The 25,664-nt window shown below is 66.2% G+C and carries 24 protein-coding genes and 1 tRNA gene; 11 read left to right on the forward strand and 14 right to left on the reverse strand.

Translation table 11 applies throughout. The features are described from left to right. Positions 1–92: 92 nt before the first annotated feature. Complete coding sequence (locus RBJ75_RS20735; protein ID WP_044404614.1) at positions 93–1,349, forward strand: MgtC/SapB family protein; 1,257 nt, start codon at positions 93–95, stop codon at positions 1,347–1,349. Positions 1,350–1,353: 4 nt separating this feature from the next. On the opposite strand, the gene RBJ75_RS20740 is transcribed toward RBJ75_RS20735, so the two are convergent. Next, positions 1,354–1,908 carry a hypothetical protein gene (locus tag RBJ75_RS20740; protein ID WP_044404611.1) on the reverse strand — a complete coding sequence of 185 codons (555 nt, stop codon included), beginning with the start codon at positions 1,906–1,908 and terminating at the stop codon, positions 1,354–1,356. Between the two features lie 137 nt (positions 1,909–2,045). On the opposite strand from RBJ75_RS20740, the gene RBJ75_RS20745 reads away from it, so the two are divergent. Beyond that, complete coding sequence (locus RBJ75_RS20745) at positions 2,046–3,116, forward strand: DUF2252 family protein (RefSeq protein WP_044404609.1); 1,071 nt, start codon at positions 2,046–2,048, stop codon at positions 3,114–3,116. A gap of 26 nt (positions 3,117–3,142) precedes the next feature. Beyond that, positions 3,143–4,210, forward strand: coding sequence for a phospholipase (locus RBJ75_RS20750; protein ID WP_044404606.1), 1,068 nt, complete (start codon positions 3,143–3,145; stop codon positions 4,208–4,210). On the opposite strand, the gene RBJ75_RS20755 is transcribed toward RBJ75_RS20750, so the two are convergent. Then, on the reverse strand, positions 4,200–4,652 hold the full coding sequence (locus tag RBJ75_RS20755; RefSeq protein WP_044404604.1) for a hypothetical protein: 453 nt from the start codon (positions 4,650–4,652) through the stop codon (positions 4,200–4,202). The two genes, RBJ75_RS20750 and RBJ75_RS20755, sit on opposite strands and share 11 nt — an antisense overlap. A 176-nt stretch (positions 4,653–4,828) precedes the next feature. Here RBJ75_RS20755 and RBJ75_RS20760 point away from each other — a divergent pair, with 176 nt between their 5' ends. Beyond that, complete coding sequence (locus RBJ75_RS20760; protein ID WP_044404602.1) at positions 4,829–5,035, forward strand: hypothetical protein; 207 nt, start codon at positions 4,829–4,831, stop codon at positions 5,033–5,035. Between the two features lie 13 nt (positions 5,036–5,048). On the opposite strand, the gene RBJ75_RS20765 is transcribed toward RBJ75_RS20760, so the two are convergent. The 4 genes from RBJ75_RS20765 to RBJ75_RS20780 all read right to left on the reverse strand — a co-directional run bounded on the left by RBJ75_RS20765 (position 5,049) and on the right by RBJ75_RS20780 (position 7,549). Continuing rightward, positions 5,049–5,747 carry a DsbA family protein gene (locus tag RBJ75_RS20765; RefSeq protein ID WP_080900812.1) on the reverse strand — a complete coding sequence of 233 codons (699 nt, stop codon included), beginning with the start codon at positions 5,745–5,747 and terminating at the stop codon, positions 5,049–5,051. Between the two features lie 142 nt (positions 5,748–5,889). Next, positions 5,890–6,612 (reverse strand): LrgB family protein, encoded by a 723-nt coding sequence (locus RBJ75_RS20770; protein ID WP_044404622.1) that lies wholly within the window; start codon positions 6,610–6,612, stop codon positions 5,890–5,892. Then, positions 6,609–6,995, reverse strand: coding sequence for a CidA/LrgA family protein (locus RBJ75_RS20775; protein WP_044404599.1), 387 nt, complete (start codon positions 6,993–6,995; stop codon positions 6,609–6,611). The genes RBJ75_RS20770 and RBJ75_RS20775 overlap by 4 nt, the downstream gene beginning before the upstream one ends. Before the next feature lie 71 nt (positions 6,996–7,066). After that, positions 7,067–7,549, reverse strand: coding sequence for a hypothetical protein (locus RBJ75_RS20780; protein ID WP_044404597.1), 483 nt, complete (start codon positions 7,547–7,549; stop codon positions 7,067–7,069). 164 nt (positions 7,550–7,713) lie between these two features. Here RBJ75_RS20780 and RBJ75_RS20785 point away from each other — a divergent pair, with 164 nt between their 5' ends. After that, complete coding sequence (locus RBJ75_RS20785; RefSeq protein ID WP_044404594.1) at positions 7,714–7,968, forward strand: PsiF family protein; 255 nt, start codon at positions 7,714–7,716, stop codon at positions 7,966–7,968. 108 nt (positions 7,969–8,076) lie between these two features. Further along, on the forward strand, positions 8,077–9,150 hold the full coding sequence (locus RBJ75_RS20790; protein WP_044404591.1) for an AbrB family transcriptional regulator: 1,074 nt from the start codon (positions 8,077–8,079) through the stop codon (positions 9,148–9,150). A 210-nt stretch (positions 9,151–9,360) separates the two neighbouring features. On the opposite strand, the gene RBJ75_RS20795 is transcribed toward RBJ75_RS20790, so the two are convergent. Continuing rightward, positions 9,361–9,846, reverse strand: coding sequence for a disulfide bond formation protein B (locus tag RBJ75_RS20795; RefSeq protein WP_044404580.1), 486 nt, complete (start codon positions 9,844–9,846; stop codon positions 9,361–9,363). 216 nt (positions 9,847–10,062) lie between these two features. On the opposite strand from RBJ75_RS20795, the gene RBJ75_RS20800 reads away from it, so the two are divergent. Beyond that, positions 10,063–10,147: transfer RNA gene (locus RBJ75_RS20800), tRNA-Leu, on the forward strand. A gap of 65 nt (positions 10,148–10,212) precedes the next feature. Here RBJ75_RS20800 and RBJ75_RS20805 read toward each other — a convergent pair. Further along, on the reverse strand, positions 10,213–11,109 hold the full coding sequence (locus tag RBJ75_RS20805; protein WP_276156666.1) for a LysR family transcriptional regulator: 897 nt from the start codon (positions 11,107–11,109) through the stop codon (positions 10,213–10,215). 108 nt (positions 11,110–11,217) lie between these two features. Here RBJ75_RS20805 and RBJ75_RS20810 point away from each other — a divergent pair, with 108 nt between their 5' ends. Beyond that, a complete protein-coding gene (locus RBJ75_RS20810) occupies positions 11,218–12,087 on the forward strand; it encodes an SDR family oxidoreductase (RefSeq protein ID WP_044418761.1) in 870 nt (289 codons plus the stop codon). Positions 12,088–12,272: 185 nt separating this feature from the next. Further along, positions 12,273–12,848: a TetR/AcrR family transcriptional regulator gene (locus tag RBJ75_RS20815; protein ID WP_044418759.1), complete on the forward strand. Its 576-nt coding sequence runs from the start codon at positions 12,273–12,275 to the stop codon at positions 12,846–12,848. 146 nt (positions 12,849–12,994) lie between these two features. Here RBJ75_RS20815 and RBJ75_RS20820 read toward each other — a convergent pair whose 3' ends face one another. The 4 genes from RBJ75_RS20820 to RBJ75_RS20835 all read right to left on the reverse strand — a co-directional run bounded on the left by RBJ75_RS20820 (position 12,995) and on the right by RBJ75_RS20835 (position 18,555). Beyond that, positions 12,995–13,942, reverse strand: a complete 948-nt coding sequence (locus RBJ75_RS20820) for a fatty acid desaturase (protein WP_044419068.1) — start codon at positions 13,940–13,942, stop codon at positions 12,995–12,997. A 12-nt stretch (positions 13,943–13,954) separates the two neighbouring features. Then, entirely contained in the window at positions 13,955–14,977 is a 1,023-nt protein-coding gene (locus tag RBJ75_RS20825; RefSeq protein ID WP_276156665.1) for an alpha/beta fold hydrolase, read from the reverse strand. A gap of 170 nt (positions 14,978–15,147) precedes the next feature. Continuing rightward, entirely contained in the window at positions 15,148–16,806 is a 1,659-nt protein-coding gene (locus RBJ75_RS20830; RefSeq protein ID WP_234707496.1) for a mechanosensitive ion channel family protein, read from the reverse strand. 405 nt (positions 16,807–17,211) lie between these two features. Beyond that, complete coding sequence (locus RBJ75_RS20835; RefSeq protein WP_052628908.1) at positions 17,212–18,555, reverse strand: lysozyme inhibitor LprI family protein; 1,344 nt, start codon at positions 18,553–18,555, stop codon at positions 17,212–17,214. A 305-nt stretch (positions 18,556–18,860) separates the two neighbouring features. Here RBJ75_RS20835 and RBJ75_RS20840 point away from each other — a divergent pair, with 305 nt between their 5' ends. Further along, the gene (locus RBJ75_RS20840) at positions 18,861–20,372 is read left to right on the forward strand and encodes an acetyl-CoA hydrolase/transferase family protein (protein ID WP_411194476.1); all 1,512 of its coding nucleotides are present in this window, start codon (positions 18,861–18,863) and stop codon (positions 20,370–20,372) included. Positions 20,373–20,593: 221 nt separating this feature from the next. Here the strand turns inward: RBJ75_RS20840 and RBJ75_RS20845 are convergent, their stop codons facing one another. Together RBJ75_RS20845 and RBJ75_RS20850 are read right to left on the reverse strand one after the other, a co-directional pair. Beyond that, positions 20,594–21,577, reverse strand: coding sequence for a zinc-dependent alcohol dehydrogenase family protein (locus RBJ75_RS20845; RefSeq protein ID WP_044410353.1), 984 nt, complete (start codon positions 21,575–21,577; stop codon positions 20,594–20,596). A gap of 71 nt (positions 21,578–21,648) precedes the next feature. Beyond that, positions 21,649–22,704 carry an acyltransferase family protein gene (locus RBJ75_RS20850; protein ID WP_044410351.1) on the reverse strand — a complete coding sequence of 352 codons (1,056 nt, stop codon included), beginning with the start codon at positions 22,702–22,704 and terminating at the stop codon, positions 21,649–21,651. A gap of 191 nt (positions 22,705–22,895) precedes the next feature. Here RBJ75_RS20850 and hrpB point away from each other — a divergent pair, with 191 nt between their 5' ends. After that, entirely contained in the window at positions 22,896–25,532 is a 2,637-nt protein-coding gene (hrpB, locus tag RBJ75_RS20855; protein WP_317528529.1) for an ATP-dependent helicase HrpB, read from the forward strand. Positions 25,533–25,664 lie beyond the last annotated feature (132 nt).

A 25,664-nucleotide genomic window follows, 5' to 3' on the forward strand; every position in this document is an offset into this window, starting at 1 on the left:
GAACCAAACCATGATCCGGCGCAACCGCGGTTTGCACCTGCTCTGCTATAGCGTGCTCCGGAGCAGATGTCGGGGCAGGTGCGGGAAGGGTAATGGCGTTGACGATCGAGCCGGTGATCCTGAATCTCGTCATCGCGCTCGGGATCGGGCTGTTGATCGGCGTCGAGCGGGAGCGCCGCAAGGGCGACGGGCCGTCGCGGGCGCCCGCCGGGATCCGGACCTTCGCGATCGCGTCATTGTCGGGCGCCATCAGCGTGCTGGCCGGCGGCGATACGCTGCTGGCGGTCGTCACCGCCGGCGCGATCGCGCTGACCGCGGTCGCCTATTGGCGCGGGCGCGAAACCGACCCCGGCCTCACCACCGAAATGGCGCTGATCGCCACGGTGCTGCTGGGCGGTCTCGCCATCGAGCGCGCCGCGCTCGCCGGCGGTCTCGCCGTCACCGTGGCTCTGCTGCTTGCCGCGCGCGATCGGCTGCACCGCTTCGTGCGCCAGGTGCTGACCGAACAGGAAGTCGAGGATGGGCTGATCTTCGCCAGCGCGTCGCTGGTGGTGCTGCCGCTGGTGCCCGATCGCCCGATGGGGCCCTATGGGGCGCTCAATCCGCATACGATCTGGATCATCGTGCTGCTGATCATGGCGATCGGCGCGGCCGGCCATCTCGCGGTTCGGCTGCTCGGCGCGCGATTCGGATTACCGCTCGCGGGTCTGGCATCCGGATTCATCTCCAGCACCGCCACCATCGGGGCGATGGGCGCGCGCGCCGCGAAGGCCCCTGAGAGCCTCGCCGCCGCCGTCGGCGGCGCGGTGCTGTCGACGGTGGCGACGATCGTTCAGCTGGCGATCGTGCTGGCGGCCACCAGTCCGGCCACGCTGCGCCTGCTCGCGGTGCCGCTGCTCTGCGCCGGGCTGACCTCGGTGGTCTATGGGGTGGTGTTCACCGTGATCGCGTTGCGGCGGCAGGCCGAGCGCGAGCCGGAACGCGGCCGCGCCTTCAGCCTGCCGATGGCGCTGACCTTCGGGCTGACGCTGTCCGTCATCATGGTCGCCGCAGCCGCGCTGCAGGATTTGTTCGGCGACAACGGCATGATGGTGGCCGCCGCTGTTGCCGGCTTTGTCGATGCCCATTCGTCGGCGATCTCGGTGGCGTCGCTGGTCGGCAATGGCAAGATCGCCGTCCATGACGCGCTGCTGCCGATTCTGGCGGGCTTTTCCACCAACACGATCAGCAAGATCGTGCTGGCCGGCGGCGCCGGCGGGTGGGCCTTCGCGCTTCGCGTGGTGCCGGGATTGATCCTGGTGGCGTTGGCCGCCTGGGCGGGGGCTCTGCTGGCCCCGATCACGATGTGAGCCGTTAGCCGGCGGCGTGCGGATAGGGCTTGAGCTCGACATTGGCGGCCGACAGCCGGCGATACAGATCGCGGCGCCGCGCGATCGGCAGCCAGCCGTACAGAAAGATCTCCAGCGGGCGCCAGTTCGCCACCCAGCCCAGGATCAGGAAGCTCTCCTCGACCAGTCGCCGAAACGGCGAGTCGATCAGATGGCCGCCGGCCAGGTGGGCCAGCGCCAGACAGACGACCAGGATCGAGACGCCGATCGCGAGCGAGCGCCGGCCGACCCGAAACAGCTCGCGGAGTTCGCGCTGGGTGGTGGCGGCGCGTTCGGCGAAGTAACGGCCCAGCGCGACGCTGAAATCCCGCGCCGCGGCCTGCTGCGCGTCGGTGTCGGGGAAATGCACCGCGATCCGGATCGGCCGGTCGGTGCCCAGTTCACGCGCCCAATCGACGATGTAGTCCTCTGCCACTCTGTCGAGATCGCGTTCGCGAAACGGGAACGGATCGAGGGTGTGAAACAGCTGGGCGATGTCGTCGACCTGCAGCTCGATCAAATCGGGGGTGGGAGTCGCCATCGCCGGGCAGCCAAATCGCGGAGCATTTGAAGGCGGATCGACCGACCGCGCTTTTCTGATTGCATTGCGGCCGAACCCTGCTCCAGAGTCAATCGATCGTGGCGAAATGCGATCGCCGAAGCCGCGCGGAGGCGCCAATGTCGCGTCATCAGGACGGATCGTTCCGCAAGGACAACGCCGCTTACGAAGCTTGGCTGCGGATGCAGTGCGAGGTGGTCGGCAAGGACGTTCGGCACAAGCACGCGAAGATGAAGGAGAATGCCTTCATCTTCCTGCGGGCGACTTATTTCCGCTGGGCCAAGACCATTCCGACGCTGTGCCCGGAGTTGATGGACGCGCCCGCGGTGCTGTCGGTCGGCGATATGCATCTGGAGAATTTCGGCACCTGGCGCGACGCCGAGGGCCGGCTGGTCTGGGGCGTCAATGATTTCGACGAAGCCGCAATGATGCCCTATCCGCTGGATCTGCTGCGGCTTGCAACCAGCGTCCGGCTGGCTCCGCGCGGCAAGCTCAAGAAGGACGCGGCCGGGGCGGCGCTGCTGAAGGGCTATCGCGCCGGTCTGGCGCAGCCGCGTCCGGCGCTGCTCGACGAAAGCGACACCTGGATGTTGCGCTACGCCGTGGCGGCCGACAAGACCTCGGACAAGTTCTGGGCCAAGGTCGCCAAATACCCGACCGCCGATCCGCCGCGCAAACTCAAGCGCCATCTGGTCGAGAGCCTGCCCAAACACGCAACCAATGTGTGCTACTTCCGTCGCGTTGCCGGCACCGGCAGTCTCGGGCGGCCGCGCTATGTGGCGGTCGCCGATTGGCGCGGCGGGCGGGTGCTGCGCGAGGCCAAGGCGCTGGTGTCGTCGGCCTGGGTCTGGGCCCATGGCGAGGACAGTGCGAGTTCGCATTTTCTCGAACTGGCGACGGGAAGATACCGAGCCTCCGACCCGTTGCTCGAGGCGCGCCACCATTTCGTGATTCGCCGCCTCGCCCCGGATTCGCGCAAGATCGAGCTCGGCCGCAAAGTCGGTACGATCGTCCGCACCAATCTGCTGTGGGAGATGGGCTACGACCTCGGATCGATCCATGCCGCAGGCTCGCCGGGCGCCAAGGTTCTGCTCGCCGATTTGAAACGGCGCAAGCGGGGCTGGCTGAACGCGGCGGCGAAAACCGCGGCAGCAGCGGTCCGTCGCGATTATGCGCAATGGTGCGGCTGAGCGACCGGCGAGGGGGACGTAGTCCGATGAGCGACGCCGTGGTCGACGACATCGTGGCGTTGCTGCCGCCATTGTTGCAGTCGCTGGAAGCGCTCGGCTTCGTTGCCCGCTATCTTCATCCGCCGCAATTCGGCGCCGTGATGCAGCGGATCGGCGCGCCCGATCGGCTGTTGGGGGAAGTGGTGCCGAGGCTGGCAAACTGGCCGGACTCCTTTGCGCATCTGCGCGGACCGCTGCAATCCGCCAGTGCGGCGGCGCTCGCCGGCTTTGCCGGGTTGCGCGCGGTCGAAGCCGGCGACGGCGATCTGATCGCGGTTGGCCGCGCCCTGCGCCAGCTACCGAAGGCCGCGGAGGCGCTTTATCCGCTGGCGGCTCAATTGCCGCCGGTCTCGGTCTTCTTCACAGATCCATCGCTGCGGGACGATGCAGATCTGTCGGCGCGGCTGGCGCAGCCGGCAAGCCCGGACACCGGGATCTCGCACCACGCCAATGAGCCGGGCAGCCGCGGCGGGTTTTCACTCTATGTGCCGGAATACTACACGCCGGATCGAACATGGCCGCTGGTGATGGCGCTGCATGGCGGCAGCGGCAATGGCCGCGGCTTCTTGTGGAGCTGGCTGCGCGATGCCCGCAGCCGCGGCGCGATCGTGGTGGCGCCGACCGCCATCGGGGGCAGCTGGGCGTTGATGGGCGAGGACGCCGATACGCCGAATCTGTTGCGGATCCTCGATCAGCTGCGTGCGCGCTGGCGCATCGATCCGGCGCGGATGCTGCTCACCGGCATGAGCGATGGCGGCACCTTCTGCTATGTCAGCGGCCTGGAAACGACGTCGCCCTTCACCCATCTGGCGCCGGTCGCCGCCACCTTTCATCCGATGCTGGCGCAGATGGTGGATGCCGAACGGCTGCGCGGCCTGCCGATCCAGATCGTCCACGGCCGGCTCGACTGGATGTTTCCGGTCGAGGTCGCCCGGCAGGCGCGGCAGGCGCTATCGGCAGCCGGCGCCGACGTGATCTTGCGCGAGATCGAAGATCTCAGCCATTGCTATCCGCGCGAGGTCAACGCGACGCTGCTGGATTGGCTCAGTGCCTGATGGTCGCTTTGGCCAATTCTTGCACCTGGCCGCGGTCGGCGAACAGCGCAACCACGAGCAGCAACAGGCCCAGATGAAACAAGGCGGCGCCGCCGGCGACATGCGCCATCTGCCAGATCAGCACCGGCGCGGCGCCCATCAGCACGGTCGATCCCGCATAGCTCAATGCGATCACCGCGGAGGCCGGATGACCGAGCCGCCAGATCACCGCCGCCAGCGCGCCCAGCGCCAGCACCGCCTTCACCACCGCCATGAAGCGCAGCAGCAGCGTCAATTCATCGCCTGACTGCTGCACGGCCTGCGCGGTCGCGGCCGGGTTGCCCGATAGATATGCGGCAGCGGCCGCGATCGCGACCGCCACAAGCGTGGCGCTGCGCGCCGGCACAGCCAGCCGCCAGGCTGGCGCGGTTCGGGTCAGAGCGGGAAGCGGAAAATCGGTCATGATCTCGGCCTGTGATCCTGTGGTGATCCTTTGATCCTGTGGTGATCCTTGCGCCTCAATGGTTGAAGTCTAGCGCATCGCCACGCCGGCTCAAGGCGACAGGCCGCCTCAGCGATTTGCCGGATGGAACCAAAGCGCGACGGTCCGCGTTGGTCGCGGTCAATTGGAGAACTGCAATGCGTTTGTTTGTTGGAATGATCTTGGGCGCGTTGCTGCTCACATTGGGCGTCTATATCCGCGATTCGCTGTCGACCTCGACGGTCGCCAATGGCGAGGTCGCGCTTGCCGACCGCACCATCGTCAATTGGGACGTCGCCTCCACCCAGTGGGATGGCCTGAAGGCCCGCGTGCAACGCGACTGGACCAAGCTGTCGGAAAAATAAGCGCGCCGTCGCGCTATTTCTTCGCCGCCGCCTTGCGGGCGTCGCTGATCGCCAGCTTGAATTGCTCCTTGGTCAACGGTCCCGGCACCCGGAACTTGCCGATGATGAAGCTCGGCGTTCCCTGAAAACCGAATGCGGTGGCCTGATCGTCGGCGCGCTTCAGGATCGCTTCGATCTGGGCCTTGTGCGTGTCGAGATCGCGCGTGGCGCGGTCGACGTCGATGCCGGCCTTGGCGAGACGCTCGCGGACGCCGGTTTCGGTCAGCTTTTCATTGAGTCCGATCAGCGCGTCATGCGCGGCGAAGAATTTGTCCTGATATTTGGTCGCCAATGCGAGCTGCGCCGCATAGACCGAGACCGGCCCCAGGATCGGCCAATCCTTCAGCACCAGCCTGATCTTGCCGTCCTCGGCCACGACCTGTTTCAGTTCGGGGGCGAGCTTGCGGCAATAGGGGCAGTTGTAGTCGTAGAATTCGACGATGGTGATGTCGCCCTTGGGGTTGCCGGCGACCGGAATCTCGGAGTCGCGCAGCACCTTGGCCTCGGTGAGGACGTTGCCGTCATCGGCTCCGGTCTGTCCGCGCGCCCGCACCGGCGCGATCTCCAGCCCGAGCAGTACCGCGCTGGCGCCGAGCAGCCCCAAAGCCTGGCGACGGCTGCGCAGATTGCTTGGCGCGGGCGCCAGGGCAGCCGGATCGGTTCGGTCGGTCATTGCAATCTCCACGGAACCCGAACGCCACGGCTGTTCAGAGTGAAACCAGTTGGCGCTCACATATAGTCTGCCGCCGGTGTTGGATAGGCGCAAAGATGCTCGCCGCGACGGAACTTGCGGGTCAGCGCACCAAGCTTGCGGGTCAGCGCACCAGCAGCGTCACCGCCAGCGGAACCAGCAGCGAGGTCACCAGCGCATTCAGACTCATCGCGATGCCGGCGAAGGCGCCGGCGACGGCGTCGACCTGAAACGCCCGCGCGGTGCCGATGCCGTGCGACGCCAGCCCGGCGGCGAAGCCGCGGGCGCGAAAATCCCTGATTCCCATGGCGTTCATCAGCGGCGTCACCATCACGGCGCCGAGGATACCGGTCAGAACCACAGCCACCGCCGTCAGCGACGGGTCGCCATTGAGTGACTGGCTGATTCCCATCGCGACGCCGGCGGTGACCGATTTCGGCGCCAGCGACAGCACCACGCCGCGCGGCAGACCGGCCAGCTGGGCGAGCCAGACCACCGAGACGATCGCGGTGATGCAGCCGACCACGAGCGCGAGCGTCATCGGCAGGATCGCCGCGATCACCTGTTTGCGGTGTTCATAGAGCGGCACCGCCAGCGCCACGGTCGCCGGCCCGAGCAGAAAATGCACGAATTGCGCGCCAGAGAAGTAGGTGGTGTAGGATGTGCCGGTCAGCTCCAGGAAGGCGCCGATGATCCACATCGCATGCAGCACCGGATTGGCGAGCGGATTGCGCCCGGTCGCGAGCGAAATCGCGTCAGTGAAGGCGTAGACCAGCAGCGTCATGGTCAGCCACAGCAGCGGCGTCTGCGACAGATACACCCATAGCGAGAACGGATTGTTGCTCATCGCGGCGTTCTCCACCGCGCCATCAGCCGCACCGCCAGCATGAATGTCGCCACCGTCACCATCAAGGTCACCAGCACCGAGCCGATCAACACCGCGACGATCGCCACCCCGTGGGCGGCGAGCAGATCGTATTGCTGGATCACCCCGACGCCGGCCGGTACGAACAGCAGCGACATATGTGCCAGCAAACCCCTGGCGGTGGTCTCGAGGCCACCGTCGCGCAACGGTCCGCGCGCCAGCAGTTCGGACCAATCCCGCGCCAGCAACAGTAGTAGCAGCAGCAGCAGGCCAATCACCGCCGAGGGTAGCGGCAACGCGAAGCCGCGCGCGATCGCCTCGCCGGCCAATTGGCACAGCAGGATCAACCCCAGACTCGCGATCATCGGACACCTCGGCTTATCGAGAGGTCCGATTCAGCGTTTCCGCCCGGCTTGTCAATGACCGGTGGCGCAGTTCAGCCCTTCAGCTTTTTGTTGCATTCGCTCCAATAACCGCCGCCTTTCTGAATCCAGCGCAATCCGCCGGTGGTGTTGGCTTCCTTGTTGAGCTTCCATTGCGCGGCGCAGGTATGAAGGCGGGCGCGGGACGGCGTCTCCTTGGCGAATTTCGGGTCGATGGCGGACGGAAAGGTGGCCGGACCGGCCGATGGCGGTGGTGCCTGCTTGGCGGCGGATTTGCTCCGCTTCGGCTTGGCTTCCGCGGCCTTCGTGTCCGTGGCCTCGGGTGCTGCGGCCGCCGTCGCCTCGGCGCCGCATTGCTCCTTGCGGAAATCATTCCAGGCCTGACCGTTCAGCGTGCCGGCGGATTTGGCGGCCTGATATTTCGCGCTGCATTCCTGCGCCGTCAGCGCGTTGGCCGGCAGCGCCGTTGCGAGCGCGATAAAACCCGCGGCGATCGTCGTCGCAGCCATGATCGTCAGATGTTTGGTGGTCGTCATTGCGGCTCTCCCCTGAAAACCCCGTGGACAACTCCATCCTAGCGTGCAGCCAAACCGAGGCAATGCGATCGGCGGCGGCTTGGGTCAAAAAATCGGCGGTATTCACGGGCGGTTCAGCATCCGCCCCGGAGGATGGTGGCCCCTCCAACGACAGGTCGTGTCCGATGAACATGCTATCCCGTTGCGCAGTTGCCACCGCCGTCACCTCGCTGCTGCTGACCGGCGCGGCATTCGCCCAGACCGCAGCGCCGGCGCCGAAAACCGCGCCCTCGACGATGGCGCCGACGGCCAAGAAGACCGCGGCCCCGCGCACCGCGGCGTCGCTCGATTGTTCGAAGCAGGCCGACGCCAAGGGGCTGCACGGCAAGGAACGCAAGAAATTCCGCAAGGCCTGCATCAAGACCGCAAAGCCGATCTGAACGAGCCGACCGCGCCAGTGCCGGCCCCACGGCACTGGCGCGGTTGAACGCATGGCCCCGCGCGTCTTGCGCATTTGTCGCAGCTGGCCGGATTTGCCATAACGGCGCGTGTCCGAACAAACCCCGCCTCCCAGCGTCCAAGCCAAAACCCTGAACGTGCTCGAGACCGTGCTGATCGGCATCGGCGGCGGGGCGTTGTTCTATTGGGCGCAATTGCCGGGCGGGCTGATCACCGGCGCGATGGTGGCGGTCGCCGCCGCCGGGCTGTCCGGCCGCAAGATGGGCCTGCCGCAGCCCTTGGCCCATGTGATCCTGATGACGCTCGGTCTGTCGCTGGGCTCGATGGTGTCGCCGGCGATGATCCACAATCTCAGCGCCTATCCGGTGACGATCGCGATGCTGGCCGCAGCGACGTTCTGTTCGACCTTCGGCAGCAGCTATTACTTGCAGTGGGTCCATGGCTGGGACCGCACCTCGGCGCTGCTGGCCGGCAGTCCCGGCGCGCTGTCGCAGATCATCATGCTGGCGACCGAGCGCAAGGCCGACGTGCCCGGCATCGCGGTGGTGCAAATCATGCGGGTGATCATTCTGACCGGCGCGGTGCCGATGCTGCTGGCCGCCTCCGGCATGATGGGGCACGGCCCGCTGCCGTCGCGCGGCCCGATCGCCACGCCGCTGGCGCTGGCCGAGCTCGCCGCGGTCGCGGTGGCAGCGGCGCTGTTGCTGCGCTGGTTGAAATTCCCGGCTGCCTGGATGTTCGGGGCGATGCTTGGCTCGTCGGTGCTGCACGGTGCCGGCCTGGTCGAGGGCACTCTGCCGCAATGGGCCTATATCGCGGCGCTGACCGGGATCGGCACCCTGATCGGCTCGCGATTCGGCGCGATCCGGCTGCGCACCATTCTCAGCCATCTCGGCGCGGCGCTCGGGTCATTCGCGGTGGCGATTGCGATCTCGTCGGTGTTCGTCACGGCGATCGCTCTGACCATGCATGTCAAATTCAGCGACGTCGTGGTGGCCTTCGCCCCCGGCGCGATGGACGCCATGCTGGCGCTGGCGCTGACCCTGCACGTCGATCCGGTATTCGTCGGCGCGCATCATCTGTCGCGCTTCATCTTCGTCTCGATCGCCACGCCGGGGATCGTACATCTGTTCGGCCGCGCCGCCGACGATCTCGATGATTAAAGTGAAGTCCTCATCCTGAGAGTCTGACTGAGAGGCCAATAAATCGAGATTTGATTCCGTCATTGCGAGCCGACGGCGCATCGCGCCGTCCGACAGCGAAGCAATCCAGGGCGCCAAGCAAAGACTGGATTGCTTCGTCGCAAGAGCTCCTCGCAATGACGACGTTGAAGGCCGTTTTGTTGATCGCTTTTCAGTCAGGCTCTGAGGCGCTCACCGCGCCGTCTTGGCGATGCCCCAGCTGGCGATCGCTGCCAGCCCCAGCGAGATCAGCACGTTATAGCCCGCCAGCGACAGGCCGAGAAAGCGCCACTGCGCCTCATCGCAGCGGATCACCTTGACGCTGTCGAGCTGGTCGAGCAGGCCGCCTGCCAGGCCGGATTTGCCAAGATCGAGCAGCGGTCCGCTGCAATCGCTCGGACCCGCCCAGAATTTCCACTCCACGCCGGAATGATAGGCCCCCAGCCCGGCATTGCCGAGCATGGCGAGCGCCAGGATCGCAAGGCCGGCGATCAGCAAGGTGCGCGGGGCTTGCCGGGAGGCGGCCAGCGCGATCAGAAAGCCCAGCGGGAACGCCAGATAATAGGCATAGCGCTGTTCGAGGCAGAGCGGGCAGGGATAGATCTTCAGCACCAGCTGGAAATACCAGGCGCCGGCCAGCGCCGCCGCCGCAACCAGGCCAATGGTCAGCGCCGCCATCCGCGCCGGACGTGACGAAGCGGCCTCGATGCCTGATTTGAGGGGGATGTCGACAGTCACGGTCGGTCTCCGGTTGGAACTGGGTCCTATCCCGCGGCCACATCGCTGTCGAGCCGCAAACCGATCACAGCGCGGTGTAGGCCTCGCGCGGGTTGACCGGCCGCCCCCGCCCGCTATATTCCGCCGGCTTCGCACCCCCTTGTTCGGCGGCGCGATGCCCCTGTGGCGGAATTGGTAGACGCGCTCGACTCAAAATCGAGTTCCGCAAGGAGTGCTGGTTCGATTCCGGCCAGGGGCACCAATTTCGCGTCGATCCCATGCATCGTTGAGAGCCCGCCCTGCATGGATAGGCGCGCGCCGTGGCGGTCATCGCTGGGCGATGTAATCGGCAAGTTCGTCCGGGGTCCCTTCGGGAAAAGCCGCCTTCAGAAATGCGAGGAAGGCTGACACGCGGGCGCTGAGGAGTCGGCGGGAGGGATAGAGCGCCCACAGGGTGATCTGCGGCCCATCGACGTCGGCCCAATGCACCAGCCGTCCGGCAGCGATGTCGTGCATCACCAGGGATATCGGAAGCCGCGCGGCGCCGACGCCCGCCCGCACCGCGTCGCGAATCATCAGAAGGGATGACAGCCGGAGGATCGGTTTGGCGGTCAGATCCGATGTCCCGGCCGGCGTCACCACGCGCCAGGTTTCGATCTGGGCGTCGCCGCCGCGAACGACTGCCGGGACCATGGCGTCGACGGGGCCGCGGAGAAGCGACGGGCTTGCGACGACGACCAGACGGTCGCGCAGAAAGACGCGGCCGACCAGGCTTTCATCAGGCGCGGGATTGACGCGGATCGCAAGGTCATAACCTTCCTCGATCATATCGACGCCGCGATCTTCGGCCGTGACCTCGAGGTTCACCTCGGGGAATTTCAACGCGAACTGGCCTGCAATTTTGCCCATCGCGGTCTGTGAAAACAGCAGCGGGGCGCTGATCCGCAGCCGCCCTCGCGGCCGGGTCCCGCCCGACGCGACGGTCGCCGTCGTCTCATCCAGTTCGAGCAGCAAGGCGCTGCTGCGCTCGTGGAGCGCGCGGCCCTCCTGCGTGAGTTTCAGGGCGCGGGCGCTGCGCTCGAACAGCCGCAGATTGAGGCTGGCCTCCAATTCTGCGACGCGGCGCGACAAGGTTGCCTTCGGGCGCAGCGTCGCTCGGGCGGCTTTGCCAAAGCCGCCATGACGCGCCACCAGATTGAAATCGACCAGAGCCAGCAGATCCATTGTTCCACCTGTGAGACAGAGCGTCCAGATATAACGACTATTTGCATGAATATGGATCGCTAATTTGCGGACATGCCAATCGGCATTCCCAAATCAGGAGTGACATTCATGACCATCCTCGTTATCGGCGCCACCGGCCGTGTCGGCCGCCATGTCGTTCAGCAACTCGTCAATCGCGGCGCCAGCGTGCGCGTGCTCAGCCGCGATCCGGCAAAAGCCGCTTTTCCGGCCGGGGTCGACGTCGCCCAGGGCGACCTGCTCGACCTCGCCGCGCTGCGGGCCGCGTTGAAGGGTGTCAGCGCCCTGTTCCTGCTCAATGCGGTGACCGGAGACGAATTCACCCAGGCGATCATCACCTTGAACGTCGCCCGAGAGGCCGGCGTCGACCGCGTCGTCTATCTGTCGGTGATCCACGCCGATCGCTTCGTCAACGTGCCGCATTTCGCGGTGAAAGCCGGCGCCGAGCGGATGCTGCAAGCGATGGATTTCGGCGCCACCATCCTGCGGCCGTCCTACTTCATCGACAACGACCTTACGATCAAGGACGTGATCTTCAACGCCGGCGTCTATCCGATGCCGATCGGCAACAAGGGCATCGCCATGGTGGACGCCCGCGATATTGCCGAGGTGGCCGCCATCGAGCTGATCCGCCGGGCGCAGGCCCCCGGCAAGCTGCCGATCGAGACCATCAATCTGGTCGGCCCGGACACGCTGACCGGTGCGGGCGTGGCCACGATCTGGTCCGAGGTGCTGGGCCGCCCGGTCGTCTATGGGGGCGACGACCCCAGCGGCTTCGAGCAGAACATGGCGAGTTTCATGCCGGGATGGATGGCCTATGAGATGCGCCTGATGGCCGAGCGCTTCGTCGTCGACGGCATGGTGCCGGACACGGGCGACGTCGAACGCCTGACCGCGATGCTGGGCCGTCCCTTGCATGCCTACCGCGACTTCGCCGCCGGCTTGGCCGCGACCGCCTGAAGACAACGCGTCAAAACGATAGCTCCGACCTGATTGATCAGAACCGGAGCTATCGGCGCGCGATGCCCGCGTCACCGCGAAGGCGGTCTTGCTTCACCGAAGGTCGCGTGCGGTTTTGCCGCTCACGCCATGCCCCCGGGTCCTGTAAGCTGAGGCATGGATGTCCTGAGGCAACGAACGTGAAGATGGTGGCGACCAAGGCGAGGGGGCGGCCGAGATCGGCGGAGACCGAGCAGGCGATCCTTGAGACCGCCTATCGCATGATGGCGTCGAGCGGTCTTGCCGCCACCAGCATCGACGCGGTCGCGCGCGAATCCGGCGTCTCCAAGATGACGATCTACAAATGGTGGCCGTCGCGGGAGGCGCTGCTGATCGATGCATTTTTGCGCCAGGCCGCCGCGATGCTGCCATTGCGGGAGGACGGCGACGCGCTGGCCTGTATCAGGCACCATGCGGCGGCCTATGTGGCCGCATTGAACGGCGATTTCGGCCGGGTGCAGCTGGCGGTGATCGCCGAATGCATCGCCGGGGCCGGCTCGGCCAAGGCCTTCGCCGAGCGCTATCTGGCGATCCGCCGGCAGGTCGGGGTCGGGATCATTCGATCGGGCCAGAGCGACGGCAGCATCGCGTCGGCCGATCCCGCGCCCGATCTGTACGACCGGATCTACGGCACGCTGTTCTATCAATATGTCTTCGGGCTGCGCGCGCTGACCAAATCCTATGCCGAGCAGCTTGTGACGTCGGTGCTGGCGAAGCCATAGAGCTCGCGTATCTTCATGGGCGGTGCCTGCAAAGGATGCAGTCATTCCGGGGCGCGAGCAGCGATAGCTGCGAGCGAACCCGGAATCTCGCCGCAGCGCGCGGCCTTGCCGCGAGCTCGATGCCGGGTCAACCAGATAGCGGCGCGCTATCCGCCGTTCAGCCGCGCCTGACGAAACCAGGCCCAGGTCTGCCGGGTGACGGCGCGGTAGCCGCGCCCCTTATGGGTAATGCGCTCGTCGACGATGGCATTGAGCTTCGGCAGAGCGTGGAACGGCACCGACGGATAGGCATGGTGTTCGACATGAAACGGCATGTTCCAGGTGAACCACTTCATCACATCGCCCGTATAGGTGGTGCGGGTGTTCTCGAAGGCGCTGCGGGTCCGCTCGCAGCCGGTGTGTTCCGCCAGCAGATAGGGCCGCAGAAATGCTTGGCCGATGAACAGCGGCAGCAGCCAGACCCACAACAGCATGGTGCTGGACAGCGCCAGTGATGCCACCAGCAGCACCAGATAGACCGCCAGATAGGCGCGCGCTTCGCGCACCACCATCGCTCGCTTGTTCTCCGGGATCCAGGGCGCCACGGCGTCGCCGGTGGCGCGCCGGACCAGCGCAACGATGCGCTTCACCAGCTGCACGATGCCGCTATAGGTGACGGCAAGCCGCGTATCGGATGTAGGGATGGTGGCGTTGAGTAGTTCGGGGTCGCGCTGCGGGTCCTGGGTGAAACGATGATGATCCCAGTGGAACAGCGCATAGGCTTCATAGGGATAGATGATCATCAGCGCCGACAGATGGCCGAGCGCGAGGTTCATGTATTTCGACCGGAACACGGTCTTGTGGGCGGCCTCATGCAGCGGCATGAACAGGAACGCGACCAGAAAGCCCTGCGCCAGCAACAGCGGAACGGCCCAGACCAGGCCATAACGAATCATCACCTGCCACAGCAAGGTGCCGACCAGCACGATCGCGCCGTAATGGGCGAGCGCGCGGATCAGCCCGGGCTCATTGGAGCGCGCCGACAGCTCTTTTAGTTGCGCCGGCGTCAAGGCCCGGCGATCGATGCTGCGGTCGGCGTCAAGTTCGATGCTCATCGCAATGCTCCCTCAATCGGCCGCCAGAAGTGCCGCCACCTTGGTCTTGATGAAGTCGCGGTCCGCGGCGATCGCAGCCGGGTTGCCGGCGCGGTGTCCGTAGTCCGACGGGATCGGCGCCAATTCGGCCGCGCGCGCGCCGGTCAGCAGCGGTAGTTCGTCTTCATTGTCGCGGACCTGGAAGTAACTGTCGGTCCGGCTCGGCATCAGCAGCATCCGCGCGGTGATAGCGGCGAGTGCCTTGGCCAGATCGCCGCCGAATTGCGCGCAGCGGCTGATATCGCCGCTCTGCCAGATCGCGATCTGGGCCAACAGGTCATTGGCGTCGCGCCGGGAAAACGCAACGTCCCAGGAGCGGGCGAGGTAATCCTCGAGCGAGGTGAAGCCCTGCCCGCGCCACAGCTCGTCGCGGTAGAAGCCGTGCGACATCGCCCAGCCGGCATAGACGCGGCCCATCGCGCGTAGTCCGGTCGCGGGCTGCGCCACGAAGCGGCCATCGACAAAGGCCGGGTCGGCGGTCAGCGCCGCCCTGACGCCTTCTAGAAACACATGATTGAACGGCGAGCAGCGGGCGCTGCCGCAGACGATCGCCGCGCGTGCGACCATGGCGGGATGGCGCGCCGCCCAGTGATAGGCCTGCATGCCGCCCATCGACCAGCCATAGACCAGCGCGATTCTGGAGACGCCGAAATGCTCGGTGATCAGCCGGTGCTGTACGTCGACGGCGTCGTAATAGCTGATCGCCGGAAAGGCGCCATCCTTAAAGGCCTGCGGCGCGTTCGAGGGCGACGACGACAGGCCGTTGCCGAACAGGTTCGGAATCACGATGAAGTAGCGCTCGGGGTCGAGCACGGGGCCGATCAGCCATTCGATGTCACTATGCTGAGCGCCGAACGATGTCGGATAGAGGATGACGTTGTCCTTGGCGGCATTGAGGCGGCCATAGGTCTTATAGGCCAGCTGCATCTCGGCGAAGACGCGGCCGGATTGCAGGGTGACGTCGCCGGCATCGAACAGCTCATAGTCCACGCTCATGCGGGCGGCTTCCGATCCGGTTGCGTTGCAAATAAGTGGACTGATCGTACATGAATTTGCGAAGGCGTCGCAACGCCAATCTTTGACGCTTGCGCCCAAATCCGCGGCAATGGCCGCCCCGTCGCAGCATCCGGGCTGTGTGAGCCCGGACGGCAATTCCGCGTCGGTCTTCAGCTGCTCTGTGCCACCGTGGACGGTTGCGATGGGGCGCCTTGCTGGTTGTCGGCCGCCGAAGCGGCCGGTTTCGGCAGCGCGATTCCCTTGTCGCGCGTGACATAGACGGTTTGCGACGGGAAGGCGAAGCCGGTTCCTTCGTCCTCGATCAGCTCCATCAGGCGCAGGATCAGATCCTCTTTGACCTCGAGAAAATCGTCGTAATTGATGGCGTGGACATAGGCGAAGATCTCGACCTGCAGCGAGATCGAACCCAGTCCAATCAGCCGAACCCGCGCCGGATCGTCGTCGACGCGCGGATGGTCGAGCAGCATTTTTCGCATCGCGGCCAGAACGTTGCGCATCTGATCCGGGGTGGTTTCGTAGCGCAGGTCGAGAATCGGATGAAACCAGAACTTGTCGCGTCGGCTGTAATTCTCGATCTGCAACGAAGCCAGCTGGCCGTTGGGCACCGTCACCAGCGTCCGCTCGAGCGTCCGGATTCGGGTCGAGCGCATGCCGATATCCTCGACCGTGCCGATGGTCTCGCCGAAGCGGCAGAAATCGCCGACGCGGATCGGCTGATCGGCCACCAGGGTCAGGCTGCCGACCAGATGTTCGATGGTCTTCTGCGCGCCCAAAGCGATGGCCAGGCCGCCGATGCCGAGAGCGGCGAGGCCGGCGGTGACGTTGAACCCCAGCGCGTCGAGGCCGGCGATCGCCGCGAAGGCGAAAATCGCGAATTTGACGCTTCGCCTGATGAAGGTCACCGCCGAGAGCATCGACAATCGGCCGCGCAGCGTCATGCGGTCGGTGGCGAATTCGCCAAAGGCGTCGACGACGCGCCAAACGATCCAGGAGATCGCGATCCAGCCTAGCAATTCGGTGGCGCTGGCCAGATGTTGCCGCGCGATAATCGAAACGCCGAGCAGAACCGTCGCGAGCCACAGCGCCCAAGTGGTCAGCAGCACCCGGATCGGTCGCGCCGACGCCAGCAGCACGCGCCGGATCCGCGAGTCGGTGAAACGGTTGTGGAAGTGGAACACCGCCAGCCAGATTCCGCCGGTCACCAGCCAGACCAGTGCGTAGGCCAGCATGGCGAGCACGACGATCGCCAGCCAATGACCGATCGGCGCCCCTGCGAACTGGTTGTCGCGCAGGACGTCCGGAAGTATCCGGTCGATGCGGCTGGAAATCACCGTGCGCGAGAGCTCCGGAAGCTCCGCCACGGTTTTGGCGGACACCAGCCAGATCTTTCCGTTGTCGCGTTCGACCCGCTCGGCCAACAGGTCGACATTGCCGTTAATGGTCCGGATCGCGCCAAATTTTTCCTGATTCGGCATCAGGCCGTCGTCCTGATCGCCCGCAGGCGCGGTACTCAGACCCAGTCGGGAGATGATGTATCCGCCCTGATCGAGGACGCGCTGCAACTGTCGTGCGGCACTCGGCCCCCAGGTGTCCTTTTCCTTGCTGAGGTCGAGATATTCGGCGGCGCGCTCGTAATTGTGTTCGGCGAGCGCGCCCAGGAATCCCGCAACCATTCCGGCCGGGGTTTCGCGGCCGAGCGGATCGGCCGCAGGCGCGGCCGGCGCAGCTGCGTTGGTATTGGCGCCATTGGGTACCGGAAGCTGCGCAAACGCCGCGGTCGCCACCAGCATCGCCCACACGATGATCATCGATCGAATTGTTGCCCGTGTCAGCAGATGCAAGATGGATCCTTTCGAAAAGAATTCAGGTCGGCGGATAGCTTGCCGGGTTTGCGCGGGGTAGCTGGCCGGTCGCGAGGGGTGCGGCAAGGCGTCGCCGGGTGAAGAGTAGCACGGAGGGACGGATCGGGTTCCGAACGAAGGCTGATATCGTAAACGTCCGCCAATGGTCCTGATCGATCGCATCCGGTTGCGCAGGGGCGCGCGGCCCATCGCCTACGGGACAATTTGGCCAGCACTGTGGTCGCCGCGGCCCGCGTCGGCCCGGGCTCTAGGAGCCATTCCGGTTCTGATAGAATCAGAACCGGAGCTCTAGATTCTTATTTTGACGCGTTTTCTTCACGCGAACCGGAACCCACTTTGCTCGAAAACGCTCTATTCCGGCTGGTTCATCGTCTCGATCACCCGCAGCCGGCTCTGATAGGCCGCAAACAGGCAATCCTCGTCGCGGCCGCAATCGTCGCGCTTGCGCAGCCAGGCGCGCTGCTCGTCCTTGAAGGCGCGGAGGTCGGCCGCGCTGCCACCGACCGCCGGTGAGGTGATATTGCCGAGCGCGATGGCGTAACCGGCATTCAGCGCCTTATCCAGCGAGGCAAGCCGATTATTGGCGCAGATCGTGTGTTCGGCGGCGGAATTGGCCGCTATGCAATCGAAACTTGGTGAAATCCGCTGCCGGGGGGCGACGACCGGGGCGCTGCCGGGAAGCCAATCTGCAACCACCAGCACCGCGCCATCCTCGCCGCTGAATTTGCTGGTCGAGATCAGCAGTGCGCCCCTGGCGAAGATGGCCGCGCGCGGTGCGAAGCTCCCGGTGCTCAGGGTGATGGTCCGCTGCAGAGCCAGGTTCCGGGCCGAAAACACCCAGATCGTGCCCTTGTCACCCAGCGCCACCACATGATCGTCATTGCTGATGATCTTCGTGACCAGCTGCGACACCGACGCCCGGTGCAGTTCGCCCCTTCTGTCCGGATCGAGCATGATCACCAGACCGTCATCGGTACTGCCGTCGACGCGCCCGCCAGCGAAGATATTGCGGGAATTGCCCGAGATCGCCCAGAGCGACGCGCCGTCGACCCTGACCGATGTGGCGTCCAGCGTGTCCTGATCGACTACCGTCAGCGCGGGACCGCGCGCATGGGCGACCCAGATCTGGTTGCTATGCGCGGTCAGCGCCTGACCCCATTCGCCGAGGATCCCGGTCTGGTTCTGGCGGCCGCCGCGGTCGACCCGGATAAGACGGCTGGAGTCGGAACTGCAGCTGGGCAGGGTCAGCACCCATAATGCGCGCCCGCCATCGATCATGGCTTGCGGGCATTCGGCCAGTTTGGTCAATGTGCCGCGGCGTCCATTGGCCGATTGCCGCCAGATCCGCTTGTCGGTGACTACCAAAGCGTAGACATCGCCGTCGCCCGACGCGGCGAGGTCGACCGGCAGTCGGCCGACCTTGACGTGTTCGACCACGCGGCCTTCGGCAAGGTCGATCCTGGCGAGGCTGCGCTGACCGCTCTCGGCGGCCCATAATGATTTGCCGTCAAAGGCGATGCCTTCCGCCCATTTGCCGATTTCGATCACGGTGGGGGTCAGGACCACCTGTTCGGCCGCCGCTTTGTCCGCGACCTTGGCACAATTGGCGTCGGCGCCACACGGTTTCTGCGCCGAGGCCGGTGTGGCGAGCGCGCTCAACATCCCGCAGATCACCAAAATGGCCGCGAAGCGCATTTGCGTTGTCTCCCTAGACAATTTGAACACGCAGTCGGATCATGCGCGAGCCCCATTAGGCGAGGGCGGCGCGTCATGGCAAGCGCGAACCGCAGGCGCCGGCACTGCGCAGTTTGTTCTGGCGCTGACGCCGCCGCGGTCCGACAGTCCTGCCGCCGCCTGTTCGCCGATGGTTGGATGGGCCTGCGCCGGTCAACCGACTACACCCAATGGATCAGCCTGTTCGCGCCCGCAGGGCGCGGTCGTCAACAGAAAGGACCGTGATGAGCTCCCGCGTTCTCGCTTCCCATCTTCGCAGCAAGATTATGACGGCCGCCGAAGCCGCGGCCCTGATCCCCTCCGGCGCCAATGTCGGCATGAGCGGCTTCACCGGCTCCGGTTACCCGAAGCGGCTGCCGCAGGCGCTGGCCGAGCGCATCAACGCCCATCACGCCCGCGGCGAGAAATTCAAGGTCGGGGTCTGGACCGGCGCCTCGACGGCGCCCGAACTCGACGGCGCTTTGGCCAAGGTCGATGGCATCGAAATGCGGCTGCCCTATCAATCCGACCCGACCTGCCGCGAACGTATCAACGCCGGCAAGATGGAATATATCGATATCCATCTGTCGCATGTTGCCCAGCACGTCTGGTTCGGCTTTCTCGGCAAGCTCGATATCGCGGTGGTCGAGGTCGCCGGCATTCGCGAGGACGGCAGCCTGATCCCGTCATCCTCGATCGGCAACAACAAGACCTGGCTCGATCGTGCCGACAAGGTGATCCTGGAGGTGAATTCCTGGCAGGACATGCGCTTCGAGGGCATGCACGACATCTATTACGGCACCGAGCTGCCGCCGCATCGCAAGCCGATTCCGATCGTCGCCACCGCGGACCGCATCGGCGAGAAATATTTCCGCTGCGACCCCGACAAGATCGTCGCCATCGTCGAGACCGATGTGCCGGATCGCAATTCGGCGTTCTCTCCGCCCGACGAGATCTCCAATGCGATCGCCGGCCATATTCTCGAATTTCTCCAGCACGAGGTGAAGGTCGGCCGGCTGCCGCCGAGCCTGTTGCCGTTGCAATCCGGCGTCGGCAATGTCGCCAATGCGGTGATGGCGGGGCTGGAGACCGGCCCGTTCGAGAATATGACCGCCTATACCGAGGTGCTGCAGGACGGCATGCTGCGGCTGATCCGCCAGGGCAAGCTGACCCACGCCTCGGCGACCGCGCTGTCGCTGAGCACGGAGGCGCATGCCGAATTCATCCGCGACATCGAATTCTATCGCGAGCGCATCGTGTTCCGGCCGCAGGAGATCTCCAACCATCCAGAGGTGGTGCGCCGGCTCGGGGTGATCGCGATGAACGGGCTGATCGAGGCCGACATTTACGGCAACGTCAATTCGACCCACATCATGGGCACCAGCATCATGAACGGCATCGGCGGCTCCGGCGATTTCGCCCGCAATGCCTATCTGTCGTTCTTCATGACGCCGTCGGTGGCCAAGGGCGGCGCGATCTCCTGCATTGTGCCGATGGCCTCGCATGTCGATCACACCGAACACGACGTCCAGGTGATCGTCACCGAACAGGGGCTGGCCGATCTGCGTGGATTATCGCCGAAGGCGCGGGCCCAGGTCATCATCGCCAATTGCGCGCATCCGACATTCAAGCCGGCGCTGCAGGAATATTTCGACCGCGCCAAGCAGGTCTCGCCGGGCCTGCATACGCCGCACATCATCGAGGAGGCGCTGACCTACCTGCCGAACTGGATCGCCCACAAGGCCGCGCGCGAGGCCTGGCGCGACGATTCGGTGGTGCAGGCCGACGCCTGGCGCTGAGGGCGCATTCGTCATTGCGAGGCGCGAAGCGACGAAGGAATCCGGCAGCCGCACGTGATGCCGCCCCTGGATTGCTTCGCTCCGCTCGCAATGACGGAGGGAGGTGCGGCACCGGCATGCCGGGGAGGTCCTACTCGTCATTGCGAGGAGCGAAGCGACGAAGCAATCCAGGGGCGGCCTGCACTGGCGCTGCGGATTGTTCGCTTCGCTCGCAACATCGGCTACGGCACCAGCACCGCGGCGCCGAGCAATTCGCCGCGGCGCAGCCTCGCGATCACCTCATTGGCCTCACTGAGCGGAAACGCCGTGGTCTGGGTACGAATGCCGGCTTCGGCGGCGACTTTCAGAAAATCCACGCCATCTTGCCGCGTCAGATTGGCGACCGAGATCAGTTGCCGCTCGCCCCACAGGATGTCGTAGGGGAAGGACGGGATGTCGCTCATGTGGATGCCGGCGCAGACCACGCGGCCGCCCTTGCGCACCGCGCGCAGCGCCATGGGCACCAGCTCGCCGGCCGCCGCATAGATGATCGCGGCGTCGAGCGGCGCGTCCGGCAGCTGGTCCGATGGGCCGGCCCAGACCGCGCCGAGGCTGCGGGCGAAATCCTGCGCGGCGTCGTCGCCGCTGCGGGTGAAGGCGTAGACCGCGCGGCCCTGCCAGCGCGCCACCTGCGCCACGATATGACCGGCCGCCCCGAAGCCATAGAGGCCGAGCCGCTCGGCATCGCCGGCCATCACCAGCGAGCGCCAGCCGATCAGCCCGGCGCACAGCAGCGGCGCCGCCGCGACGTCGTCGCCCAATTCGCCGAGCGGAAAGGCATAGCGGGCGTCGGCAATGGCGTGGCTGGCGAAGCCGCCGTCGCGCGTATAGCCGGTGAACAGTGGCGCGTCGCACAGGTTCTCCATGCCGGCGCGACAATAGCGGCAGCTCCCGCAAGTATGGCCGAGCCAGGGAATCCCGACGCGATCGCCGACCCGGTGGTCGGTGACGCCCTCGCCGATCAGGTCGACGCGGCCGACGATCTCGTGGCCGGGAATGATCGGGTAGGGGATGGCGGGCAATTCGCCGTCGAGCACATGCAGGTCGGTGCGGCACACGCCGCAGGCGCTGACCTTGACCCGGATCTGCCCCTCGCCGGGGCGCGGGTCATCGCGCTGGCGCAGCCGCAGCGGCGTGCCCGGCGCCTCGAGCACCATCGCCTGCATGGCGATCCTCCAAGCTAATGGCCGTGGTAGATCATAGCATGCCGGCGTGACCGCGACATCGGCAAGCCCGGCTACTCCGCCGGCTGCAACGCGCCGCGCTTCTGCTTCGGCGCGATCCAGAAGGCATCGGGCCGCTCGAACAGGAAGGTCGCGCCGGTGCGCAGCGCCAGCCGCCAGATCGCCAGCGCGCCGACAACGCCGACCATGGTGACGATCAGCGCGATCGTGCCGATGTCGAGGAAGTCGGCGAATTTCAGCAACAGCGTTCGGGTGATCGCCATCGGCAGGAAGAACGCCAGATAGATCACGATCGAATGCTCGCCGCAGAACCGCAGCCCGTTGAGCCAATGCGCGCGCGCCAGCAGCGTGCCGGTCACGATGATGGCGCAGGCTCCGGACAGGCCAAGCGCCAGCGAGATCAGCGGCCATTCGCTGACGCCGGCATAGACCAGCCCGGCATCGAGCGCCGCCCACAGCGCCAGGCCGGCGAGCGCCACAGCTGGTCGCGCCCGGGCACGATCCGACAGCGCGAACACCTGGGTCGCAAACAGATAGCCGGAATAGAAATACACAAAGCGCGCGGCGAATTCGTCCGGCACCATCCAGCCGGTCGAAACATGCAGCGATTCCAGCAAGGCCGCGACCGCCCAGATCGCCAGCGGCGGCCAGCGCCGCGTCGCCTTGGTGACCACGAAGAAGATCGGCAGCAGATAGATGAACCACAGCGTGCCGAACGGATCGATGAAGGACACCAGGTACAATTTTCCGACGCCGAGCCAGCCCATCTCGGCGGCGAAGCCCGGCGCCTTGAAGCCGAACTGGATCGTCACCCACAGCACATAGAAATAGGCGAAGTGCACCACCTTGCGGTCGAGATAAGTGCGCCAGTCGCGGTCGATCACCACTGCCAGGAACAGACCGGAGATCAGGAAGAAATCCGGCATCCTGAACGGCTTGGCGAAGGCGACCACCAGATGCATGTAGCCGGTCTGGCCGGCGGCGGCCTCGACGCCCAGCACCGAATGCATCATCACCACCATGACGATGCAGATGCCCTTGGCGTAATCCACCCAGTCGACCCGCGCCGGCGACCCGGTGCGAGCGGTTACTGTGCCGGTTGCGGTCATCTTTGTCCCTCTTTGGCGCGGCCCCGGCGCAGTATCCGGTGGAACAGTTGCGATCTTGTTTCAACGATCAAGGAATGTGCCACGCGCGGCGGCTCACATTGCCGCGATGAGCATTTGGTTAAGGCGCGTTAAGGATTTCCAGCCCCACCGCGCCTGATCCGAATCCTGTGACCCATCAATTGCCAAGAAGGATGGATACGCGGGTCAAGCCCGCGTATGACGCCGCATTGGTGGACAGGCTGGGACCAATTTTGCGCGCATTCGACACCCCCCTACCGATCGACGCCGTGCTCGACGAGCTGTCGCGCAGGCTGGCCGACCAGAACGCCGCGGTGCTGGTCGCGCCGCCCGGTGCCGGCAAGACCACAAGGGTGCCGCTGGCGCTGCTCGATGCGCCATGGCTGGGCACCAAGAAGATCATCATGCTGGAGCCGCGCCGGATCGCGGCCCGCGCCAGCGCCGAGCGGATGGCCAGGACGCTGGGCGAGCGCGCCGGCGACACCGTCGGCTACCGCGTCCGCTTCGGCTCGAAAATCTCGCGCGCAACCCGGATCGAGGTGGTGACCGAGGGCATCTTCACCCGGCAGATCATGGACGATCCGGAATTGACCGGGATCGCCGCGGTGCTGTTCGACGAATTCCACGAGCGCTCGCTCGACGCCGATCTCGGCCTGGCGCTGGCGCGCGACGCCCAGCAGGGGCTGCGCGAGGATCTGCGCATCCTGGTGATGTCGGCGACCATCGACGGCGCCCGGGTGGCGCGGCTGCTCGGCGACGCGCCGGTGATCGAAAGCCTCGGCCGGGCCTTTCCGGTCGAGACCCGCTATCTCGGCCGCAAGCCCGACGCGCCGCTGGAGCGGCAGATGGCGGAGGCGATTGCGTCGGCGTTGCGCGAAAATCCGGGCTCGGTGCTGGCGTTCCTGCCGGGCGCCGCCGAAATCCGCCGCACCCAGACGTTTCTCGCCGAGCGGATTCACGATGCGTCGATCGAGATCGTGCCGCTGTTCGGCGCGCTCGACGCCGCGGTGCAGGACCGGGCGATTCAGCCGGCGCCGAAGGGGATGCGCAAGGTGGTGCTGGCGACCTCGATCGCCGAGACCTCGCTGACCATCGAGGGCGTGCGCATCGTGGTCGATTGCGGCATGGCGCGGGGGCCGCGCTACGAGCCGGATATCGGGCTGACCCGGCTGGAGACGGTGCGGGCCTCGCGCGCCGCGGTCGATCAGCGCCGCGGCCGCGCCGGCCGTACCGAGCCGGGGGTCTGTTACCGGCTGTGGGACGAGCCGCAGACCGCCTCGTTGCCGGCCTATACCCAGCCGGAAATCCTCAGCGCCGATCTGTCGTCGCTGCTGCTTGATCTGGCGCAATGGGGCGTTGCCGACCCGGGCGCCCTGGCGTTTCTCGATCCGCCGCCGGCGCCGGCGCTGAAAGAGGCGCGCAGCCTGCTCGGCGAACTCGGCGCGCTCGACGCCGACGGCCGCATCACCGACGAAGGCAAGAGCCTGCGCGCGCTGGCGCTGCCGCCGCGATTGGCGCGGATGATCGTCGATTCGCACCGGCTCGGCGCCGGCGACGCCGCCGCGGCGATCGCCGCGATTCTCACCGAGCGCGGGCTCGGCGGCGACAGCGTCGATCTCGGCGCAAGGCTCGAGCAGTTCCGCCGCGACCGCACGCCACGCGCCACCAGCGCCCGCCAGATGGCGCAGCGCTGGGCTTCGCAGGTGGCCTCTTCTCCCTCCCCCTTGCGGGGAGGGTGGCCGGCCGAAGGCCGGTCGGGTGGGGGGGCAACAGCCAAGGCTTCGGTTCGTGGCACCCCCACCCCCGACCCCTCCCCGCAAGGGGGAGGGGAGTTGAGCAGCGGCGAAATGCTGGCGCTGGCGTTTCCGGATCGGGTCGCCAAGAACCGCGGCAATGGCAGTTTCGTGCTGGCCAATGGCCGCGGGGCCGCGATCGACCGGGCCTCGGCGTTGGCGCGCGCGCCCTATATCGCGGTGGCGGAGATGACCGGCACCGCGGCGCAGGGCCGCATCCTGCTGGCGGCGCCGATCGCGCTGACCGAGATCGAGGCCCGCTTCGCTGCGCAGATCGCCGCCCTCGACGAGATCTCTTTCGACCGCGCCGCGCTGGCGTTGCGTGGCCGGCGCAAGCGCACATTGGCCGCCATCACGCTGTCGGAAGCGCCCTTCGCGGTGAAGCCGTCGGCGGAGACGGCGCGCATCTTCGCCGATGGCGTGGTCGCGGCCGGGCTCGAGAAGTTGCCGTGGTCGAAGTCGCTCGCCCAATGGCGCGGCCGGGTGATGTTCCTGCGCGCCGCCGAGGGCGAGGCGGCATCGCATTCTTGGCCGGATCTGTCCGACGCCGGATTGGCGGAGAATCGCGAGGCCTGGCTGCTGCCTGCACTGTTCGACAAAACCGCGTTGAAGGAGGTCTCCCCCGGCGATCTGTCGGACGCGCTGATCGGGTTGCTGCCATGGGAGCTGCGCGCCCGGCTCGACAAGGAGGCCCCGACCCATTTCGAGGCGCCGACCGGCACCTCGCTGCCGATCGACTATGAAGCCGAGCAGGGCCCGACCATCGCGGTGCGCCTGCAGGAATTGTTCGGGCTCACCACGCATCCCTCGGTGGCCAAGGGGGCGGTGCCGCTGGTGCTGGAACTGCTGTCGCCGGCGCATCGCCCGGTGCAGGTGACGCGCGACCTGCCGGGTTTCTGGCGCGGCTCTTACGCCGCGGTGCGCTCCGACCTGCGCGGACGCTATCCGCGCCATCCCTGGCCGGAGGACCCGGCCAATGCGCCGCCGACCCGCCGGGTCAAGCCGCGCGGAACCTGAGGCCCAGGCACATCGCGGAGCCGCCGTTAAGGCTTCGCTCACCCTATTGGTCGAAACAGCAGGCATGGCGGCGGGCATTCATCGCCGCTTGCAGCACGGCGTGGTCTGATTGCCGTGCTCGAACCGACCAGT

Origin of the sequence: Rhodopseudomonas sp. BAL398 (assembly GCF_033001325.1) — a bacterium.
Taxonomy (GTDB): Bacteria; Pseudomonadota; Alphaproteobacteria; order Rhizobiales; family Xanthobacteraceae; genus JARJEH01.